General features: G+C 42.5%; 19 protein-coding genes and 2 tRNA genes. 19 read left to right on the top strand and 2 right to left on the bottom strand.

All coding sequences use genetic code 11. The features are described 5' to 3' along the window. Window positions 1–23: 23 nt before the first annotated feature. Window positions 24–105 (bottom strand) — tRNA-Leu (locus G608_RS0106565). A gap of 320 nt (window positions 106–425) precedes the next feature. On the opposite strand from G608_RS0106565, the gene G608_RS0106560 reads away from it, so the two are divergent. From G608_RS0106560 to G608_RS0106475, 18 genes are all read left to right on the top strand, one after another. Beyond that, on the top strand, window positions 426–665 hold the full coding sequence (locus G608_RS0106560; RefSeq protein ID WP_026495364.1) for a DUF3781 domain-containing protein: 240 nt from the start codon (window positions 426–428) through the stop codon (window positions 663–665). Between the two features lie 526 nt (window positions 666–1,191). Next, complete coding sequence (locus G608_RS0106555) at window positions 1,192–1,899, top strand: spermidine synthase (protein ID WP_026495363.1); 708 nt, start codon at window positions 1,192–1,194, stop codon at window positions 1,897–1,899. A gap of 200 nt (window positions 1,900–2,099) precedes the next feature. Next, window positions 2,100–3,197, top strand: a complete 1,098-nt coding sequence (locus tag G608_RS22310; protein WP_051208940.1) for a GGDEF domain-containing protein — start codon at window positions 2,100–2,102, stop codon at window positions 3,195–3,197. A gap of 14 nt (window positions 3,198–3,211) precedes the next feature. Continuing rightward, complete coding sequence (locus tag G608_RS0106545; protein WP_026495362.1) at window positions 3,212–4,810, top strand: MBL fold metallo-hydrolase RNA specificity domain-containing protein; 1,599 nt, start codon at window positions 3,212–3,214, stop codon at window positions 4,808–4,810. 218 nt (window positions 4,811–5,028) lie between these two features. Continuing rightward, window positions 5,029–6,312: a leucine-rich repeat protein gene (locus G608_RS0106540; protein WP_026495361.1), complete on the top strand. Its 1,284-nt coding sequence runs from the start codon at window positions 5,029–5,031 to the stop codon at window positions 6,310–6,312. A 48-nt stretch (window positions 6,313–6,360) separates the two neighbouring features. Beyond that, window positions 6,361–7,212 carry a thymidylate synthase gene (gene thyA / locus G608_RS0106535; protein ID WP_026495360.1) on the top strand — a complete coding sequence of 284 codons (852 nt, stop codon included), beginning with the start codon at window positions 6,361–6,363 and terminating at the stop codon, window positions 7,210–7,212. Between the two features lie 89 nt (window positions 7,213–7,301). Then, the gene (locus tag G608_RS0106530; RefSeq protein WP_026495359.1) at window positions 7,302–7,790 is read left to right on the top strand and encodes a dihydrofolate reductase; all 489 of its coding nucleotides are present in this window, start codon (window positions 7,302–7,304) and stop codon (window positions 7,788–7,790) included. Between the two features lie 201 nt (window positions 7,791–7,991). Further along, a complete protein-coding gene (locus tag G608_RS0106525; protein ID WP_026495358.1) occupies window positions 7,992–9,089 on the top strand; it encodes an ABC transporter substrate-binding protein in 1,098 nt (365 codons plus the stop codon). Between the two features lies 1 nt (window position 9,090). Next, window positions 9,091–9,972 carry an ABC transporter permease gene (locus G608_RS0106520; protein ID WP_026495357.1) on the top strand — a complete coding sequence of 294 codons (882 nt, stop codon included), beginning with the start codon at window positions 9,091–9,093 and terminating at the stop codon, window positions 9,970–9,972. 14 nt (window positions 9,973–9,986) lie between these two features. Next, the gene (locus G608_RS0106515) at window positions 9,987–10,778 is read left to right on the top strand and encodes an ABC transporter ATP-binding protein (RefSeq protein ID WP_026495356.1); all 792 of its coding nucleotides are present in this window, start codon (window positions 9,987–9,989) and stop codon (window positions 10,776–10,778) included. Between the two features lie 278 nt (window positions 10,779–11,056). Continuing rightward, a complete protein-coding gene (locus G608_RS0106510) occupies window positions 11,057–11,923 on the top strand; it encodes a Uma2 family endonuclease (RefSeq protein ID WP_026495355.1) in 867 nt (288 codons plus the stop codon). Next, on the top strand, window positions 11,920–12,933 hold the full coding sequence (locus G608_RS22305; RefSeq protein ID WP_051208938.1) for a leucine-rich repeat protein: 1,014 nt from the start codon (window positions 11,920–11,922) through the stop codon (window positions 12,931–12,933). The genes G608_RS0106510 and G608_RS22305 overlap by 4 nt, the downstream gene beginning before the upstream one ends. After that, complete coding sequence (locus G608_RS0106500) at window positions 12,930–14,288, top strand: vWA domain-containing protein (RefSeq protein ID WP_026495354.1); 1,359 nt, start codon at window positions 12,930–12,932, stop codon at window positions 14,286–14,288. The genes G608_RS22305 and G608_RS0106500 overlap by 4 nt, the downstream gene beginning before the upstream one ends. Before the next feature lie 65 nt (window positions 14,289–14,353). Continuing rightward, window positions 14,354–15,847 carry an ATP-binding protein gene (locus tag G608_RS0106495; RefSeq protein WP_026495353.1) on the top strand — a complete coding sequence of 498 codons (1,494 nt, stop codon included), beginning with the start codon at window positions 14,354–14,356 and terminating at the stop codon, window positions 15,845–15,847. 107 nt (window positions 15,848–15,954) lie between these two features. Further along, window positions 15,955–16,728: a hypothetical protein gene (locus G608_RS0106490; RefSeq protein WP_026495352.1), complete on the top strand. Its 774-nt coding sequence runs from the start codon at window positions 15,955–15,957 to the stop codon at window positions 16,726–16,728. A gap of 162 nt (window positions 16,729–16,890) precedes the next feature. Further along, window positions 16,891–18,198: a diguanylate cyclase response regulator gene (locus G608_RS0106485; protein ID WP_026495351.1), complete on the top strand. Its 1,308-nt coding sequence runs from the start codon at window positions 16,891–16,893 to the stop codon at window positions 18,196–18,198. A gap of 168 nt (window positions 18,199–18,366) precedes the next feature. Continuing rightward, entirely contained in the window at window positions 18,367–18,531 is a 165-nt protein-coding gene (locus tag G608_RS23190; protein WP_155832692.1) for a hypothetical protein, read from the top strand. Window positions 18,532–18,771: 240 nt separating this feature from the next. Beyond that, window positions 18,772–18,999, top strand: coding sequence for a DUF1858 domain-containing protein (locus tag G608_RS0106475; protein WP_081677329.1), 228 nt, complete (start codon window positions 18,772–18,774; stop codon window positions 18,997–18,999). 6 nt (window positions 19,000–19,005) lie between these two features. Here the strand turns inward: G608_RS0106475 and G608_RS20190 are convergent, their stop codons facing one another. Beyond that, on the bottom strand, window positions 19,006–21,678 hold the full coding sequence (locus G608_RS20190; RefSeq protein ID WP_035794855.1) for a translation factor GTPase family protein: 2,673 nt from the start codon (window positions 21,676–21,678) through the stop codon (window positions 19,006–19,008). Window positions 21,679–21,782: 104 nt separating this feature from the next. Between G608_RS20190 and G608_RS0106465 the strand changes: the two genes are divergently transcribed. Beyond that, window positions 21,783–21,856: transfer RNA gene (locus G608_RS0106465), tRNA-Pro, on the top strand. Window positions 21,857–21,938 lie beyond the last annotated feature (82 nt).

Genomic DNA, 21,938 nt, shown 5'->3' with positions numbered 1-21,938 from the left:
ACACAAACACTGATATTAATTAATGCAGAAGATGGGACTTGAACCCACACGCCTTGCGGCACAGGAACCTAAATCCTGCATGTCTGCCAATTCCATCACTTCTGCAAGCAAACATATTAAATTGATAACCAAAATGCAGAAGATGGGGCGCACAACGTCCGGGGGTTGCTGTTCGTCCGGGGGACGAACGCTTAGCAACGACCGAAGTGGAACGTAGACCGTTGGCTTTGCGCCGACCGAAGCGGAGCGGAGATTGAACCCACACGCCTTGCGGCACAGGAACCTAAATCCTGCATGTCTGCCAATTCCATCACTTCTGCTAACTGTTATAATATACTCTATGGTTGGGCTGCTCGTCAATTTTATTTCGGCTTATTTTAAGTCTATTTTCGGAAATGTTTGTCTTAGATAAAGGAATACAGGTTATGGAGAATATACTGATTGAAAATTTAGATAGCATACATACCACTGAAATGGGAGTGGACAGAATCAGAAGAAACCTTGGACTTGGAGATATTGATGTAGTTGCGTGGTGTAAGGAGAAGATCCTTGATACAAACGCAGTTATAGAAAGACAGGGCAAAAACTGGTACGTTCACATCGATGGGTGTGTAATTACAGTCAATGCAAGCAGCTATACGATTATCACCTGTCATAGGGAATGAATCATGATCATGACAGAAGTACTTTTCTTAAATGGGGGATTTTTGAAATTCATTTTGGAAACGCAGAAGTCGTGTGATGAATCGATTGCTGATATGATAGGCTGACATGCCGGAATTTGAAAAAATCGAAATTACAGCAGGCATTTTTGGGTGTTTTTTAACGAAATATCGTATTTTTCATTGAAAAAGAACATCGAATCGTTTGAATAACGTAATACAGTCTGCGAATTATCATAATAGTATAAATTCGACCTGCTGGAATTTGAAAAATTGAAAAAGCAGCAGACAGGTCCATGCCAGAGCCATCGTAATTTCGTTTTGTATGCCTTTTTGGAAGCGACAAGGAGAACAATTGTCGTAAAAAAGCAGAATATAAGCGAGAGTAAGCTCTGGAAAGCTGGGAAAGGGCTGCGGAATCTTCATCAAAGTGCAAAGCTTTTGATATGCCGTGACTCATGTGCAATAATCGTAATATGAGATTAGAAGTGGACATATCACATATGGCAACACATCATAGGAGCTTAAAATGACTCTGTTTGAACAGTTCATGTTGTTCCTGTTTCCGAGAACCAGATTCAGGTCAAAGGATAGGCACATAGAGATTAAGGACACAATTGAAGATGGAAGAGCAGTAAGGCTTTTGCTCTATGACGGCGTAAGAGAATCCGGGATGTATCTGGATGAGCACGGTGATAAGGATCCGTTGTTTAAATACATGCGGACGCTGAAGCTTATAACAGAGCACCACAAAGGGCTGAACAACGCCTTACTGATAGGCGGAGGAGGCTTCGTATTTCCAAAGATATTTTTAAAGGACCATCCTGAGCGAAAAATGACAGTTGTGGAGGTAGATGCAGGATATGTAAATCTTGCAAAGGAATACTTTGGTCTTGATACAACTGACAAAAGGCTGACCATAAAGATTCAGGACGGTCTGGAATTCATCAGGCAGAACAGCAATTTCGCAGCCTACGATCTTGTAATATTTGATGCTTATACCGGAAGCGCTGCTTCGAAGGCAATTTTATCAAGAGACGCGCTAAGGCAGGTCTATTCTATGCTAAGACCAAATGGCATCTATGCGCTTAATCTTATTAACGAGGCTCATGATGTCATTTCCATGGAGACGCATATGACAAACGAGAGTCTTAAAACAATCTTTGCCCATACAAGAATTGTCAGATGCCCCGGAGGTGGCAACTGTATTCTTATGGCCTCGGATAGGAAGCTGTAACATCTTAATGGAAGCCTGGCAATGCCTCGGATAGGAAGCTGCACCCCCTGAAAAGTGTAGGCACTTCGGCAACCCTGAACTCAAAGCTATTGTATTTTCGCAGAAAAGCTAAGCCTGTTTATTAAGTCTTTTTATAGTTTATTTATTTGCATACACTGATACATGGAATTAAAATTAATGTATGAGTGGGAGATGATTTCATGACGAAATCCGAGATTGATAAAAACAAAATCAGGCGCGTGTATAAAGATGAAGTAAGTGGTGATTTTCAGGATATGCTGGTGGTAAACAGCATAGTCATTAACTTCTTCTGGATACATTTTGTGCTCGAATTATGTTATATAGGCTTTAAGAATAACCCCATGGTGATCATAAATATCTTCAGCATGCTGACTTATGCTGTGGCAAATTACTTTGTCAGAAAAGGTAATGTGCTTGTGGCAGCGTGGATCTGCCTGTGGGAGGTTTATGTACACGCAGTTTGTGCAACTGTTTTTATGGGCGGAGAGTGCGGCTTTTATCAGTGGCTTTTCGGGCTTTTCTGTGCCATATTTGTTCCATTTGTTTCACCTATTCTTCAGGAAAAAGAGCGAAGAGGAAGCCAGATTTATGCGGTTCTTCTTGTTCTGACATATATTGCGCTTGTTGTTTTAACATGGAAAGACATATTTCCCAAGCATTTTCATCCAAGCGAAATTGCTCAGAGAGTAATTTACTGTATTAACTCAATTATTGGTTTCTTCTCTGTTATGGTCTACACACGAATGTATACAAGCCGCGTGGGGCGCAGGAATGAAGCTCTATTGAAAAGAGCAGAATATGACCAGATGACAGGATTTTACAACAGGCAGCGTACCCAGAGAATTCTTGAAAATGAGATAAAAGCTCAGGCAGAGAGAAAGCTCCCTTTAAGCGTAGCTATAATGGATGTGGACTTTTTCAAGCATGTAAATGATACCTATGGACACCTGGCCGGGGATTTTGTATTAAAAGAACTGTCTAAGATACTAAGGCCCGCAATAGATCAGGGGATGATTGTTGGCAGATGGGGCGGTGAGGAATTCATTTTGATAAATCCCGAGGAGTACCCATATCCCTCATTCTGTATGTCAATCGGAGGGATTTGCCGCAGTATAGAGGAGCATAATTTTGTTTTCAGAGGGCAGACAATACCCGTTACAGTTTCAATCGGTTCAGCCAGTTACGCTGAGGGAATGAGTCTTGAAAGACTTCTTCAGGAAGCAGACAGGAAGCTGTATAAAGCAAAAGAGGGCGGACGAAACAGAGTAGTTTGCTAGAAGAGGAGGTGCCTATGAAACTTGGATTCATCGGTGCAGATCATGAAGTTACAGGAAGCTGCCATTACATTGAGGCCTGCGGAAAACACATATTGGTTGACTACGGAATGGAGCAGGGAAGGATATCCTTTGAGCATGTCGATTTGCCGGTTAGTGAAGCGCAGATCGACTATGTTTTTTTGACCCATGCACATATAGATCACTCCGGAAATTTACCGCTTTTGTACGCCAGGGGTTTTCGCGGAAAAATATATATGACAGGACCAACTGCTGATCTTTGCAGCATAATGCTAAGAGACTGTGCTCATATACAGATGCAGGAGGCTGAATGGAGAAGCCGTAAGGGCAAAAGAAATAAGGATATCAAGCAGATAGAACCCCTTTATACCATGGAAGATGCGGACAATACGCTACGCCATATCGTGGCCTGCGACTACGGAATAAAGATCGATATCTGCGAAGGCGTACAGATAAGGTTCACCGACATCGGCCACCTTCTTGGCTCAGCCAGCATAGAAGTGTGGCTTAAGGAAAAAAATGTGGATAAGAAGATTGTATTTTCCGGAGATATCGGTAATTATGATCAGCCTATTATCAAGGATCCTGCGCTTACTTCCAGTGCCGACTATGTGGTTATGGAGTCCACCTATGGTGACAGATATCATGGTGAGGAGCGCCCTGACTATATAAAGGAGCTGACAGAGATTCTTAACAGGACCTTTGCGCGAGGAGGAAATGTTGTAATTCCTTCATTTGCAGTTGGCAGAACTCAGGAGATGCTTTATTTCCTTAGGACCATAAAAAAGGAGCATCTGGTAACAGCAGTGGAAGATTTTCCTGTTTATGTGGATTCGCCTATGGCCGTTGAAGCCACTGAAGTTTTCACGGACCATGCAATGGAATGCTACGACGAAGAGGCAATGGAGCTTGTAAAAAATCACATCAATCCCATCTCTTTTCCCGGGCTGAACCTTGCAATTACCACAGAGGAATCAAGAGCAATAAACGAAGAGGATACGCCGAAGGTAATCATTTCCGCATCTGGCATGTGTGAGGCGGGACGAATAAGACATCATCTTAAGCACAACTTATGGAGAGAAGAATCCACCATACTTTTTGTCGGATATCAGTCAGTTGGAACAACAGGACGCGCCATTATAGACGGTGTGGATGAGGTAAGGCTTTTTGGAGAAACTGTGGATGTACGGGCTGAGATATGTAAGCTGACAGGACTTTCCGGACATGCCGACAAGGGCGGACTGATAAATTGGATACAGGGCTTTAAGGAGAGGCCGAAAAAGGTATTCATAGTCCACGGCGAAGACGGAGTGTGCACATCCTTTGCCAATTGTCTTAGGGATGAGTACGGATACAGCTCCTATGCACCCTATAGCGGAACAGAGTTTGATCTGATTTCAGGTCAGATAATTAAGGAAGGCATTCCGAAGGAAGCAGTTAAAAAGCAGGCAAAGCTTGTATCTGATGTATTTACGAGACTTAAGGCAGCAGGTGCAAGGCTTACTGCAATTATTGCAAGAAGCGAGGGCATGACCAATAAGGATAAGGCAAAGTTTGCAGATCAGATAATCGCTCTGTGTGATAAATGGGAATGATCTTCTGCAAATAGTAGATAAAACAGGCCTCATTGTCGTAAGACAATGGGGCTTACTATATTTTGGGGTTAAATGTTTTAGGACTAACACTTTGGCTCAAGATATGGTAAACTAAATGGTGTTTAGGTTCTTTGCGCTATTTCGGATAATCTGAAATGGGGATTTTATTATTGATCTAAGCATTATGAACAGATTTCATTATGAGAGGAGAAAAAAGTATGAGAAAAGGCATTATTATGGCCTTTGCATGTGCAGCTATGATTGTAGCTATGCCATTTAGTGTAAAGGCTGAGGAAGGTTATCGTATTCACGGTGACACAATGCAGCAGAATGCCGGCGAGATGAAAAATGAGGCATTTTATTATGAAACGGGTATTATTGAGAATCAGAATTATTATTATAAATTTAAAACTGGTTCTGAAGAAGGCATCTATCTGCTTAGTTTAGCTTCTGTAGTTAAGAGTGCAACTTCAAATGGACAGGTAACGGTTACGGTAGTTGACCGATATGGCAGTGCTGTTGATAGTGCTAGTGCAGGAGGTCCAGGTGCTAATTACAGAACATCAAATGGTGTAAGAACATCGGACATTTTAATGCCGATAAGTGGTTTGGCCAAAAATGAATATTATTATGTTTGTGTAAATTCGAATGATGGCGATCCAGCTCACGAAATAGATATTACAACAAGAATATCTGTAGCATATATTTCTTTCCTACCTGCAGATGGTTTTCAAATGAAAAACAGTGGCAACACTCTTGATTTTAGTTGGAACAATGTTCAGAAAGCGAATAAATACGATTCACTCAAGTCTTTTGATGGATTTCAGTTAGAACTCTTTTCAGGTAATTCCACTAGAATTAAATATCTGGGTAATGGAGGATTAAAATCTTGTTCAATATCTGGTAGTGACAGTGACTTGGTTGCGCTTGGCTACCCTGCCAAGAGTGTAAGAATCCGACTGGGATGTTTGCAGACATATCGTTCTGTATTTGAGGATTCTTATTCTGTAACAAAATGCATCTATTCAGATAAGGTTTACCACACAGAGGTTGTTAAAAAGGCCGCTCAGTCAGATGTTTCAGGCCTTAAGTACAAGATCACAAAGGTTAAAGGCGATGGAACAGGTACAGTTACAGTGCTTGGCTTTGCAGATAAAAAAAAGGCCGCAAAGAAGGTAACTATCGCATCAAACGTAACAATTAAGGGCACAAGCTACAGAGTTACCGCTATCGCAAGTAAGGCATTTGCAGGAAACAAGAAAATTACAACAGTAGATATTGGTCCGAATGTGACAAATATCGGAGCAAACGCTTTTGATAATTGCACAGGACTTAAGAATATTACAATCAGATCCACAAACCTTAAAAAGGTCGGAAAAGGCGCGTTTACAAGAATTTACAATAAGGCTAAGTTTAAGAGTCCCACAAAGGCCCTTAACAAGAAAAACAAAAAGCTTCTTAAAAACAAGTCTGTTTCCGGAGCAAAATATACTGTAGGATAACTATATCGATAAATTTTTACATTATAATGTTTTACCCGGAGGAGATACATGAGTAAAGCTGATGAGATTTTCATAAATATGTGCAAGGATATCCTTGAAAACGGTACAAGTACCGAAGGAGAAAAGGTTCGTCCCCACTGGGAGGATGGAACCCCTGCATATACTATCAAAAAGTTTGGCGTAGTTAATCGCTATAACCTGGCAGAGGAATTCCCGATAATGACACTGAGGAAGACTGCCCTTAAAAGTGCAACGGATGAGATGCTGTGGATATGGCAGCAAAAGTCCAACAACATTCACGATCTACACAGTCATGTGTGGGATGAGTGGGCTGATGAGACCGGCTCCATCGGAAAAGCTTACGGCTATCAGATGGGCATAAAGCATCAGTATAAGGAAGGCATGTTTGACCAGGTTGACAGAGTTATCTATGACCTTAAGAACAATCCCTTCAGCAGACGAATCATGACTAACATGTATGTGCACCAGGATCTTTCAGAGATGAATCTGTATCCCTGTGCCTACAGCATGACCTTCAATGTAACTCAGAAAAAGGGAGAGGACAGACTCACTCTTAATGCTGTTCTTAACCAGCGCTCACAGGATGTTCTTGCCGCAAATAACTGGAATGTTGTTCAGTATTCTGTTCTTGTTCACATGCTTGCACAGGTATGTGATATGAATGTGGGTGAGCTTGTTCATGTAATTGCAGATGCACATATCTATGACAGACACGTGGATCTCATAAAAGAGCTTATAAGTCGCACACCCAAGCCGGCACCAACCTTCAGGCTTAACCCTGATGTTCATGATTTTTATGAATTCACAAGGAATGACGTATCTCTTGAGAACTACGAGGTAGCAGGAGATCAGATAAAAGATATTCCGATAGCGATATGATGATGTTGGTAGAATTGCGGGAGCTGGAACAGCGCAGCAATTCTGAGTATCATCAAAATAAAAGACAGAATAATAACCCGGAGGAATATATGAAAATTATTTTATCGGCAGATGAGCACTGGGGAATCGGCAACAAGGGACAGCTCCTTATCAGAATTCCCAATGATATGAAGAATTTCAGGGCAGAGACCATGGGCAAGGTCCTTGTATATGGAAGAAAGACCCTTGAAACTTTCCCGGGACAGCAGCCCCTTGAAGGCAGGAAAAACATTATCCTTTCAACTAATCCTGACTACGTGGTAAAAAATGCCACAGTGGTTCACAATCTGGATGAGCTTAAGGAGGCAATTGCAGAGTATGATACAGACATCGTGTATTGCATAGGCGGAGCCAATGTTTACGAGCAGCTTCTTCCCATGTGTGATACCTGCATTGTTACCAAGATTGACCGCACCTTTGAGGCAGACCGATTCTTCACCAACCTCGACGAAGATCCTGAGTGGGAGCTTGCAGAAGAGAGCGACGAGCAGGCATATTTTGATACAACCTACACCTTCAGAACCTACAGAAGGGGTTGAGAAAATAAGAAATAGTATTTTTAAAAAGCAGTGATAAAAATCACTGCTTTTTGTTGACCAAATCAAAGGTTTGAGATATTATAATAAATATTCACTTTGACGGTTTAAAGCGTCAAAGAAAAACATTTTACTTGAACATGCTATGCAAAGCCACATGATTGCTGGTTTTGAGGCGTGTATCATTATTCGAGGAGGACAGATATGAAAAAGAAGATTCTTGCCGCAGTTCTTAGCGGCGCAATGATTTTCAGCCTTGCAGGTTGTGCCCGCACAGCTGGTGGCAACACTACAGCTACTGAGGAGACTAAGACAGAGGCAGCTACTGAGACAGCTGCTGCTGAGGAGAGTACAGAGGAAGCTGCAGAGGAGAGCGCTGATGCAGCACAGGCTGAAGCAGGCAAAACATTCCACGTTGGTGTAATTCAGCTCGTTGAGCATCCCGCACTTGATGCTGCTACCAAGGGCTTTGAAGAAGGACTTCAGGCAGCACTTGAGGCTGATGGATATTCAGTAGAATTCGATTATCAGAATGCACAGGGTGAGCAGGCTAACTGCGCTACCATCGCAACAAAGTTCGTAAATGACAAGGATGACCTTATCATGGCTAATGCTACTCCTGCACTTCAGGCAGTTGCAGCAGCTACAGGTGATATTCCGGTAGTTGGAACATCAATCACAGACTATAAGTCAGCAGGTGTTATCAACGATAACAATGCACCCGGAACAAACGTAACAGGTGCTTCTGACCTTGCTCCCGTTGATGAGCAGATCGCACTTCTTCAGAAGCTCGTTCCCGATGCAAAGCAGGTTGGTATCCTTTACTGCTCATCAGAAGCAAACTCAAAGTTCCAGGTTGACCTTGCAGCAGCTGCACTTGACGCAGCAGGCATTGGTTACAAGGAGTACACAGTTGCTGATTCAAACGAGATTCAGTCAGTTGTAACAAATGCTATTGCTAACAGCGACTGTCTCTACATTCCTACAGACAACACAATCGCTGATAACATGTCAATCGTAAAGAATGCAGCATGGCCTGCAAAGCTTCCCATCATCTGCGGTGAGGAGAACATGTGTAAGAACGGCGGTCTTGCTACACTTTCAATCAGCTACTACGATCTTGGCGTAACAGCAGGTAAGCAGGCTTACGAGATTCTTGTAAACGGTAAGAACCCTGCAGAGATGCCTATCGAGTATGTTTCAGAGGGTATCACAAACGAGTACAACCCTGAGACAGCTGAAGCAATCGAGTTTGATCAGAGCCTTCTTGAGGGTCTTGTAGCAATAGAGATGGGTGAGTAACATGGTTTCACTATTACATGCACTGCCGGGTTCCGTGGCACAGGGACTTATTTGGGGAATTCTGGCTATCAGTGTTTTTCTTACTTTTAAAGTCCTTGATTATGCGGATATGACAGTTGACGGTTCATTCTGCACAGGCGGAGCAACATGCGTAATGATGATGCTCTCAGGCCACAACGTATATGTATCACTTCTGTGTTCATTCCTTGCAGGAATGGTGGCAGGCTATGTTACAGGTCTTCTGCACACAATGCTCAGAATACCTCCGATCCTGTCAGGTATCCTTACACAGCTGGGTCTTTATTCTGTGAACCTGGCTATTATGGGAAAATCGAACCAGGCAATCAGCGTTGACCAGTATGCGCTTATTGTAAGTCTCAGATTTATCAATTACTCAATTCTGATGAGTGTTATCATCGTGGGAATCATTATCTTCCTTCTCTATATGTTCTTTGGAAGTGAGATTGGATCTGCCATTCGTGCAACAGGTTGTAACCAGAACATGGCAAGAGCCCAGGGTATTAACACAGGAAGATGTATCAGAATTGGACTTATTGTAAGTAACGGACTTACTGCTTTTGCAGGCGGCCTCTATGCACAGTATCAGGGTAACGCCGATGTCAATGCAGGTCGTGGTGCTATCGTAATCGGTCTGGCAGCTGTTATTATCGGCGAGGTTATTTTCGGTTCAAGACACAACTTTGCAGTACGTATGGGCGTTTCCGTAGTGGGTGCCATCATCTACTATATCGTAATCGCCGTAGTACTTCAGCTTGGTCTTCCTTCAACATACCTTAAGCTTCTCAGTGCAGTACTTGTTGCTGTATTCCTTGGAATTCCTGCTATTCAGGGATATCTTGGAATCAAGGTTAAGCAGAGATAAGGAGTGGATAAGATATGTTAGAGATTAAGAACTTAGTTAAAATTTTCAATAAAGGTACAATCAACGAAAGGACCGCTCTTAACGGCGTAAACCTTACTCTTAATGACGGTGATTTTGTAACAGTCATCGGTGGTAACGGTGCGGGAAAATCAACTATCCTTAATGCTGTTGCAGGCGTTTGGCCTATCGATGAAGGTTCCATCGTACTCAACGGACATGATATAACAAAGCTTCCTGAATATAAGAGAGCGAAGTACATTGGTCGTGTTTTTCAGGATCCTATGATGGGAACAGCAGCAACAATGCAGATTGAGGAGAACCTTGCTCTTGCTGCAAGACGAGGACAGAGCAGAGGATTAAAGAGCGGTATCAACAACAGCGAGAGAGCTCAGTATAAAGAGCTTTTAAAATCTCTTGATCTTGGTCTTGAGGACAGACTTACAAGTAAGGTAGGACTTCTTTCAGGTGGACAGAGACAGGCTGTAACTCTTCTTATGGCATCTCTTAAAAAGCCTGATCTGCTTCTTCTTGATGAGCACACAGCAGCCCTTGACCCCAAGACAGCCAAGAAGGTACTTGAGATTTCTGAGAACATTATTAAGGAGCATAATCTTACAGCCCTTATGGTTACTCATAATATGAAGGATGCCATCGCTCACGGCAACAGACTTATCATGATGAGCGAAGGAAAGATCATTTACGATGTATCAGGCGAGGAAAAGAAGAACCTCAAGGTTGCTGATCTTCTTCAGAAGTTTGAAGAAGCAGGAAATGATGAAGTAAACGACGCTATGGTACTTTCATAATTCGTTGCTTCTTGCACCTTTAGATGTGCACAGTAACTATAATTCACCTATTACCGGAACCTCCGGATAGGCTCTTTATGGCTGACATAATAACCGACTGACAATGTGCCATATATGAGCATACAATCCAATAAAATGGATGTATAACCGAATTATAACCGTTTTAAATAAAAGGTTGTAATTCGGTTATTTTTATGTTATCATGCAAATTACCCGAAATATAACCGTTAACTAATAATTCGCGGGTGGTTTTGTGAGTTCATATGGAGGTAACCGAGTTGACCATAGATGAGATGAGAGATAGAAAGCGTGAGCTTGGCTATTCATATAAGCAGTTATCCGAGAAATCAGGAGTTCCGCTTGGTACTATTCAGAAGATATTTAACGGAGAGACTAAATCCCCCAGACACGACACCCTTGTTATGCTTCAGAGGGTGCTGGCGCCTTCTGCAAATGGCGTATCACCTCAGTTTTCCATATCGGATGAAGGACGAGGCGGAATGCTTTGCGAGGAACCGGCATTTATATTTGGCGGTGGTAAGAAGGTGGATTTGGAACATTTTAATGGTAAGAGGCAGGGTGAATATAGCCTTGAGGATTACGAAATGCTTCCTGATGATGTTCGGGTAGAACTTATAGATGGATATTTTTACTATTTGGAGTCGCCATCCATGAGACATCAGCTGATAATAGGCGAGTTGTATGCGCAGATCCGGAATTTTATCAGAGGGAATAAGGGTAGGTGCATTCCTTTTATGGCACCGGCAGATGTTCAGCTGGATAAGGATGATAAGACCATACTTCAGCCGGATGTTTTCATAGTCTGTGATCCGGATAAGGTTACTGAGAAAAGAATTTACGGTAATCCCGATTTTGTTGTGGAGATACTTTCGCCTTCAACATCTCGGAAGGACAGATTCATCAAGGCCAAGAAGTATAAATACGCCGGAGTTAAAGAATTCTGGCTTGTAGATCCGAGAAAAAAGAATGTCATAGTCTATAGCTTTGATGAGAATGACGATGATGACATCACTATTTATGGATTTGATGATAATATACCTATAGGTGTGTATGAGGGTAAGTTACAGATAGATTTTAATGATATAGCTGAATATGTAGATTCAGTTTGCGGACCGATAGAATGAAATATAAGTATGAAGTAGAATGTGAGAGAAATGACTCTCATGCAAAATACATAGTGTTAAAGGGGCTGGATGAACCCTGCAGACAGCTGGTGATACCGGATTCGATTGAGGTTTTGGAGTCAGATGTAAATGGCGAAGCTTCTGCAGAGGAAGTTCAGTCCAATGATGGAAAAGCTTCTGTCAGCCTCCCTGTGAAAATCATTGGAAATCATGCCTTTTCTTCAAGGAAGGATTTGGAGGAGGTTATTATACCTTCTTCCGTACATACTATCCTGGGGTTTGCTTTTCATAACTGTGGCAGGCTAAGAAGAATTCAGCTGACTGATTCAGTTAATGAATATCTGGATGGCAGTACCAGACAGTGTGAGAGCCTTGAAGAGATAGATGTGACTCTTGAGCATGAGAATTATTACGTGGTCAGAAGAATTCTTGAAGACAATGACAGAAGGCTTAGATTCAGACTGCATCTTTCTGATGGCGAAGCGGTTCTTGTATTCCCCGGATTCAATTATGACTTTGTGGAGAACACAATGGCAAGGACTATCCAGTTTGCCATAGAGGGAACAGGCTATGCCTATCGCGAGTGCGTTAAGTCAGATAATATCAACTTCAGAGAGTATGACAGCTTCTTTACAAAGGTATCTGCTGACGATAGTGTCATCGCTGAAATGATAGCCGTGTCACGTCTTCAATATCCCTATGAACTTGCAGAGGATGCTAAGACTCAGTACAGGGACTGGCTGTTTAAAAATGCTAAAAAGAATCTGATAAGGGCTGTCAGATCACTGGGTAATAAGGGCAAAGGTGTTACAGATACCAATTCAGAGCTTAGCGGAGTTGTGACCGATCTGGTCAGTTATTATATAAATGAGAAGCTTATACCGGATGGTGATACTTCTGCTATAATCGCAGAGGCAGCAGAGTTTGACAGAACAGAGCTTGTAAGCATGCTGATGGAGTATCAGAGCGGCAATGAGAAGCAGGATAACTTTTTAGAGCTGGATATATGAAAAAAGCAGAACTTGAAACAATTGGAAATAAAATATGGAGCGCTGTTAAAACAGAGCTGTTGCTTGATATGAAGTTTATGGCTCCCGCTCTGTCTGTGCTTGAGCAAAGGGCTGAGCTGTCCACAACAACAGTTGGAACCGATGCGGAGAGTGTTCTTTATAATCCTGACTATGTCAGAAGAACCTATGTGGAGGAGCCATCGAAGCTTAACAGAACCTATCTGCACATGCTTCTTCACTGTATGTTCAGACACATGTACAGAAGCTATGAGTTTGAAAACGGGGAACTGTGGAATCTTGCCTGCGATATCGCTGTTGAGAATATCCTTGATTCCATGGATTACAGGTGCATATACAGAGTCAGCTCAGATCTTCGTGACAGATGGTACGACAGACTAAAAAGTGATGTACAGGTTCTTACAGCCGAGAGGATATGCAGATATCTTGAGGAGCTGGAAAAGAATCCCGAGACGGCACTGGAGGAGCGTGAATTCGACAGGCTTTGTCGTGAATTCAAATTAGATGATCACGGTTTTTGGGACAGACTCGAAGATAAAGAGGATGACAGTGACAGTAAGGATAAGCCTGACATCGATATGCAGATGCAGCTTCGAATGAGGAAAGCCAATAAGCAGGAGCTTGAAGAATTCTGGAAGAATACTGCTAAGCGCATAAAGAGTGATCTGGCCAGTATCGGTGATGATAAGAGCAGCGAGAGCGGAGGCCTTTCCTTCTATCTGAAGGCTGAGACTGCCGAGAAGGTCTATTATACGGAGTTTCTTAAGCAGATAGCGGTGGTAAGGGAAGAGATACGAATAGATCCCGACAGCTTTGATTACGGGCTGTATAATTATGGTATGGAGCTATATGGCAATATGCCTCTCATAGAGGAGAATGAATACAGCGAGACTCATAAGGTGGATGAATTTGTCATTGCAATTGATACATCTGCATCCTGCTCTGATGAGCTGGTGCAGACCTTTCTTAATGAGACAGCAGGGATACTCAGAAGCAGTGATAACTTTTTCAGAGAGATACATGTTCATATAATAGAGTGTGACAACAGGATTCAAAAGGATATAGTGATCCACAAGCCGGAGGAGATGGAGCATTATGCAGAACATTTTGAGGTTTCCGGTGGCTATGGAACAGACTTTAGACCTGTGTTTGAGTATGTAAGGGACCTTAGGAAAAAGGGGCAGTTAAAAAATCTGCGCGGACTTATGTATTTTACGGACGGTTTTGGAGATTATCCGGAAGAACCCACAGATTATGACACTGCGTTTGTTTTTCCTGAGGATAAGCAGAACGGTTCGGATAAGATGCCTGAATGGGCTATTATGCTGTATATTTAGCAGGGACTGATGTTATATATCAGCAGCTATATGGGTATAGAAATTTAAAACAAAGGAAAAAGTACATGAACATCAAAGACGCCAAAAAAGAGATAATAAACACAATAAGAGCATACAGAGAAAAGGATGAGATGGGGAATTACCTGATTCCTATTCAGAAGCAGAGACCAATACTTCTTATAGGGCCTCCGGGTATCGGTAAAACTGCCATTATGGAGCAGGTTGCGGAGGAGCTTTCCGTGAATCTTGTTTCATATACAATTACGCACCACACAAGGCAGAGTGCTATCGGACTTCCTTTCGTTTCAAAAAAGGAATATGGCGGAAAAGAGGTATCTGTTACCGAGTACACCATGAGTGAGATCATTGCATCTGTCTATGACAGGATCGCCCAGACAGGTGTTGAGGAGGGCATCCTTTTCCTTGATGAGATAAACTGCGTATCTGAGACTCTGGTTCCTACCATGTTGCAGTTCCTTCAGTATAAGACCTTTGGTGCCCACAAGGTTCCCGATGGATTCATTATCGTAACTGCTGGTAACCCGCCTCAGTACAACAAGGCTGTAAGGGATTTCGATATAGTAACACTTGACCGTGTAAAGCGAATCGACATAGAAGAGGATCTTGAAGCCTTTTTCGAATATGCGGATGTTACCGGTGTTCATGGCTCTATCAGGGCTTATCTTGATATCCATAAGGACAATTTCTACAGAATAAAGAGCGATATTGACGGAAAGCGTTTTGTTACAGCCCGTGGATGGGAGGACCTTTCACAGCTGATAAGAACATACGAGAAGCTTGGAATAGATGTGGATGAGAATGTCACAAAGCAGTATCTGCAGGAGCCTGAGATATCCCGCGACTTTGCCATGTACTATGCTCTTTACAGAAAATATGAGGATGTATATAACATAGCGGATATCCTTGAGGGAACAATTCCTGCTGAGAAGGATAAGCTTAAGAAGGCTCCCTTCGATGAAAAGCTTAGTATCCTTAACCTTCTTATGGACAGACTTACCCAGGAATTTGTCGACTATGACAGAGACCTTGGAATTCAGAAAAAGCTTCAGGGTGAGATTAAAGAAATCGCAGGGGATGAGAGTAAATCTATTTTGGAGAAGCTCTCTGAGAGAACCCGTGAGCTGGAGGATGAAGTTGCGAAAAAGGCCGGTGAGCATCTCATGGATAAGGAATCCGAGATTGTGCTTGTACAGACATCGAAGGCTCTTACTGAGTTATGTGGCGAGCTGACTAAGGCCGGCAGCGTCAACAGAGATGACTCCAAGAAGATTATTAAGGAATGGTTTTCAAATAGAGAGCAGGCAAGAAGAAAGGCTGCGGGTGTTACATCGGCTCATCTTAAGAATGCCTTTGTTTTCCTTGAGAGTGTATATGGTCAGGAGCAGGAGCTTGTTCTTTTCCTTACAAGGCTTGATGGCGGTCACTACAGCCTTAAATTCATTCAGAATGAGGGCTCTGAGGAATATTATAAATTTAATAAGCTTTTGCTTCTAAGAGACAGAAGACAGGATATTCTTGCCGAGATTTTGGAGGTTTGATGTTTTAGAGGTTTGGGATATTGGAAGTTTGAGATTCTTTAGTCTAATTTATTATTTGAATCTGCCGATATAATAAATGAAACTATTGTCTTACGGGGGAAATAATTATGAAGAGAATACTCAGAGTACTTCTTGCAATTGCACTTATCTTTTCGATTTCATTTTCTTCTATGCCAATATCATCAGAAGCAGCCTTCAATGATCTGAGAAGGCACGGTGTTAAGGTCGACCTGAAAAAGGGAAACTGGACCTCTTTTTACACCAAGCTTCCGGGTACAAGTAAATATCAAAAGCTCTATGCCAAGATCACCAAGTTCTCCACAGGCGGTAAGAGTGGCGGCGGTGGTGGTTCCGGCGGCGGAAACTATAAGATCACTATTCAGATCCAGATGCCAAGTAAAATAAATAGGAAGGTTGCCCAAAAGTTTATGACAAGAATTAGTAGTGGACTGACTGTCGGTAACGAATTTATTGATTATGTGGACATCTGCATCGTCGATTTCAAGACAGGTGAAAACCTAAAGAGTGTCGAAACAGACGGCGAAAAGGGACTGAATTATCAGGAGGTTGTAGTTCAGGAAGAAAATGAGTGGAAGAGATACAAGCCTCAGAAAGCTAAAATAGGCAGTAGTACATACAATTACTACGTATCCTATGCTAAGACCTATACAGTTACTGTGCCGACAGGTTATACCGACCTGTGTATCGGAGTATGCGGTACTCATATAAATAATTACGAGAAGATGACGGACTGGAATCAGGGCTTTGTGGAAGGTTATACCAACCTTTCCGACACCTCTCATGTTAAGCTCAGAAACAAGAAGCTTACAGGAAAGCTGTGTCACTTTTTCAGGATAACGCCTTCAACTACAAGCAAATAAATAAATGATAAAAAAAGCTTAAAATCTTCGGATATTTAAGCTTTTTTTTATTTTATTTCGTATAATGTTGTAAAAAGGTGCCAAGGGGTGCCTTAAAGATAGTGCACAAAGCAGATTGTTGTATTTTTTCAGGTGAGGGGACAACCCACAAAGAGGTTCTATATGAAAAAAATACTTATTGTTGATGATGAGAAGATTACCCTTGGAATGAGCAAGCATATTCTTGATTTGGACTACGAGACTTTCTGTGCAACATCAGGAAAGGATGCTATCCGGATTTATAAGGCGGAAAGACCGGACATGATACTGACAAACCTCCATATGCCGGAAATGTCCGGATTTGAGCTTTTAAGCACTTTGCAGCATCAGTATGCGGAACGTATCCCTGCAATTTTCATGACGGCTTCTGAGGACGAAGAGAAGGAAATAAAGGGCTTTGATGCTAAGAGTGTTAATCTTGTCAGAAAGCCCTTCAGAGCGGATGTTCTCGCGGATAAAGTTGAAGAGGTCTTTGCCAGAGTAAAAAAGGTAAAGGGTAACAGAGTTCCTACAGAAACAGATCCGATGACCGGACTGTATAATAAGGCTTCATCACAGCTTGAAATCGGGGATATGTGCCAGGAGGTAAAGGGCACCCTCATGATGATAGATATAGACAATTTCAAGCTCATAAATGATAACTACAGTCACAATATGGGCGATAAGATTCTTATCCGTTTTGCAGAGATTGTAAGAGCGGCCGTAAGAAATAATGACATTGCAGGCAGAATGGGCGGAGATGAGTTTATAGCCTTTTGCCAGAATGTGACGGATGAAGAGATCATCGCAGGAAAAGTAAGGTTCATGAACGAAGAACTTTTAAAGTCAGCCAGAGAGTTCGTGGGAGAGGATCTGAATATTTCCTTTGGCGTCTCCGTTGGTGCGGTTATGGCTCCTGCAGAGGGCACGGATTTTCTTACACTTTACAGAAAGGCAGATAAGGCTCTGACTGCTGCTAAGCAGGAGGGTAAGCACGGCTATAATCTCTATGTTGAGGATAAGAAGGATAAGAACGGTAAGGGAGTTCCTGTTTCAAATATTGAACAGGAGATGCAGGTTCTTGGCGAGAGCAGTATGGGCAAGGGTGCCTACAAGGTTCCTGCAGGCGAATTTAAGACAATATACAGATTTCTTACAAGAGTGGGCCAGAATTATCAAAAGGAGAACCGTTTTATTATCTTCACTATTACGTCCAAGAAAGGTGCTAAAAAGCTCGGAGATGCGGTTTCTAAATTTGCTGACAGTTTATGTGCTTCTCTCAGAAACAGTGATGTTGTCACATTAAACGGCAAGGACAAGGTAGAACTCATACTTCTTGAAGCGGAAGCCCTGTACTGCGAGATGGTACTTGAAAGAGTGCTTGATAGCTGGAAAAAACAGGAGATTTCGGAGAAATTTGAGGTTACCTACGAGGTTCAGCTGATAAGATAAAACGCATGAAATTTTCAGTATTTATGCGGAAAAATGAAAGTTAAATACATTTGATTTTCCTCTAAAGTAAATTTAATATCGGCACGATAATAAAAGTGAACAAACAAATTACATGCAAAACGGCCGATAGCATGAAACAAATAATGATATATAACGGAGGAAAAGCTAATGTATATGTACGAATTGTTTCTTGCAAAAGATGTAAATGGAAAGAGCATACACTTTGTTGAAACCAACCACAAGGCAGATGATCTTGAGAATTGGCTTAAGCAGCTGGTTAAGGACAACACCATATCCCAGGATGTTGCAAACGCAGTAACCTTCGTTTGGTAATCATGACCGCTATGAAAAGACCTTCGCTTAACAATTCAATAGGATCAGCCACAATAAGTGAAGAAAGCATAGAATAAAGAGACTACAAAAAAGTAGTCTCTTTTACGTTATAGGAAACTCATATCATTGTCTTCGATTAATAGGACTTGTATTTATATATTTTTCGGGTTAAAATTCTATCACACTTAAATCGAGTGTATAAAATGTAATTTATAGTTTTTATTGACATAGGAGGACAAAATGAGCGAAACAGTAAATCAGGACATCATTAATTCAAGCATGCTCGTTGGAGAGATCATTACAAAGCACCCTCTTGCAGCACAGTTCCTTATGGAGTGTGGAATGGGTTGTATCCATTGCCCCGCTTCACAGATGGAGTCTCTTGCAGAGGCTTGTGCAGTACATGGCATCGATGGTGATGAGATCACAGATGCTCTCAATGATTACCTTGCACAGCACAACTCATAATATGGGTTAAAGCTTATCGCGTATTTCCGCTTCGGTTCTGTCTACTTCAAGCCAGAAATCGTTAGCGGACATGCGGATGGCACCTGCGCCATAAATAATTACCTGTTCTATTGCATCTGAAGTCGCTACTGTTACGCGGCTTTTTTTACTGTATTCATGAGCCGTTCTCTCTATGTATTGGTCGGCAGTCTCAGCTTCCCTTGTGAAAACAACATCAAGATTGTGGTATTTAATCACATGCTCAGTTCCGCCGGGCACTCTGTAGGCATCAAATACTAGAATCACATTTTCTCTTCTATAACCCTGAAAATTGGACAAAATATCCATCAGCTTATCCCGGGCAGACTTTATGTCATGCTCTGCTAAATTTCTCAGCTCGTTATTGGCATAAATAATATTGTAGCCATCAACCAGAAGATAAGAGTTCTCGGGAGAATACTCGTTTTTTGCCTTGTACTTTTTCTCGGGAGCTTTATTTGCGGCCTTTCTTTTTCGCTCCTCATCTGCCTTGGCGTCATAGCGAGGTTTAACCTTACCGTAGGTTCGCTCGAAAATCTGATCAAGCTCCTTTATGGTGGCGCTGTAGCTTTTCTCCCTTTCCTCGTAGGATAGCTCCTGCCCTGCGGATTTAATATCGGATGAGCGGAAGCTCTTAAGCTCATCGCCGTAAAGTGAAAGGTCCGTTTCAGGGGCATTCAGGTTAATGCCATTATCTGAGTCTGATGAGGCCTCTGACCAGCCTGTATCCACATGCATATGATTTCGTACTTCATCCCAGGGAATAAGCGTTCCTGCGCCGTGTGAGCAAAATACACTGCCTGTCGGCTGCTCTATGTCGCGGTCCGGATCGTAATCAGCTGCTGCTATGATCTCCTCTGCATTATGGCAGGGCTCGTAACCACGAAGGTTAAGTGAAATTCTTCCCTGTCCGTGGGTGAAGGAGATAAGCGAAGCTGAATATCCCGAGAGCTCAGAAGCAGGAACAGTGCCTGTTATTACAGAAGTACCATCCTCCTTTACTTCGGGAGGATTGCTGGTGCCATTCATTCTGCTCATATCACTTAAAACTCTTCCGACACAGTCCCCCGGAACTTCAATTTCATAGTCATATACAGGCTCCAAAAGAATACTGTCAGTCATCATAAGACCCTGACGTACGGCACGGAGTGTAGCTTCCCTGAAATCGCCGCCTTCAGTGTGCTTATCATGGGCACGGCCGCCGATTACGGTTATACGCATATCGGTAATATCTGAGCCGGTGAGGACTCCCCTTATATTTAATTGCTCAAGATTTGAAATAATGAGGTTTTGCCAGTTTCTTGCAAGGATATCTGTTTTGCAGTCTGTATCAAAAACGAGGCCGCTGCCGGGCTCGGCAGGGGACAGCAAAAGATGCACCTCTGCATAGTGGCGGAGAGGCTCAAAATGTCCCACACCTTCAACGGCATTTCTTATGGTCTCTTTATAGACGATGGTTTCAGGACCAAAGTCTATGTCGATATCAAAGCGTTCCTTGCAAAGGTGCTTTAACACCTCCATCTGAACCTCGCCCATAATCTGAACAGATATGTCGCCTGTCTGCTCATTTTTGTGGACGGATAAAAGCGGCTCCTCCTCAGAAAGAGTAAGGAGATTGTTGTAAACTGTGAATTTGTCGGCATCCTCAGGCAGCAGAATCGTAGTGGAAAGAATAGGCTGCAAAAGCTCTGCAGTTTCTCCAAGGAGATTTCCAAGGCCCTGACCTGCACGGGTTTTGGAAAGCCCGGTGACAGCTACAATTCTGCCGCCGGTGGCTTCCTGAAGAAGCTCATATTTTTCTCCTGAATAAACCCTTATCTGGTCTATTTTTTCATCAAAGATCATATCTCTTGGATGAAGAGAACCCCCCGTAATTTTCATCCAGGTGATTCTGGCACCAAGATTGTCTCTTGAAATCTTATATACCCTTGCTCCAAACTCTTTGCCGTATTCAGGCTCCGTAGCATACCTTTCAATCAGCTCTGTAAGCTCAGCTACACCCTCCATTTTTAGGGCAGAGCCAAAGACACAGGGGAAAAGCTTTCTGTCTGCGATAAGCTTTGATATTTCTTCATCCGTAACATGGCGACCGCTCTCAAGGTATTCCGCAAGAAGCTCGTCATCGCAAAGAGCCAGCTCCTCCTGAAAATCATCAGGGCTTAAATCCCCTGAAAAGTCCAGTGCATGGGAGGATAATCTTTTTCTTATGTCCTCATATACGCGGCTCCTATCAGTCCCTGTCTGATCCATTTTATTTACGAAAATAAAGGCAGGAACCTGATAGTGGGACAAAAGTCTCCAGAGCAGGGATACCTGTGATGTGACGCCGTCTGCTGCGCTTATTATAAGAATTGCCACATCCAGAACCTTCATTGTGCGCTCAGTTTCAGCTGTAAAATCCGCATGCCCGGGAGTATCCAAAAGAGTCACCCTTGTTCCGCCCTGTAAGGTCAGCTCAGCCTGCTTTGAAAAAATTGTGATACCACGGCTCCTTTCCAGAGAATAGGTGTCAAGGAAGGTATTGCCGTGATCTACCCTGCCGGATTTTCTTATGGCTCCGGAGGTAAAAAGCAGCGCTTCGGACAAGGTTGTCTTACCTGCATCAACGTGTGCATATATGCCAATATTTAAGTGTTTAGTAGTATTTGTATCGTTTTCCATGAGATTTATTCTAACATTAAAAGAAATATTTTTGAGAAAAAATAAAAAAAATAAAATTAATGGTTGCTTTTGTTCTCGTGGCGTGGTAATATACCATTTGTCGCCGGGGTGTAGCGCAGTAGGTTAGCGCGCTATCTTAGGGAGGTAGAGGCCGCGAGTTCGAGTCCCGCCACTCCGACTACTAGACCTTGAATTCAGAAATGGATTCAAGGTTTTTTTGTAGAATCCTATTTTATTATCTCTTTCGCTTTGGTGCTTAT

Source organism: Butyrivibrio sp. WCD3002 (genome assembly GCF_000424265.1).
Classification (GTDB): Bacteria; Bacillota; Clostridia; order Lachnospirales; family Lachnospiraceae; genus Butyrivibrio.
This window is presented reverse-complemented; position numbering and strand designations above follow the sequence as displayed.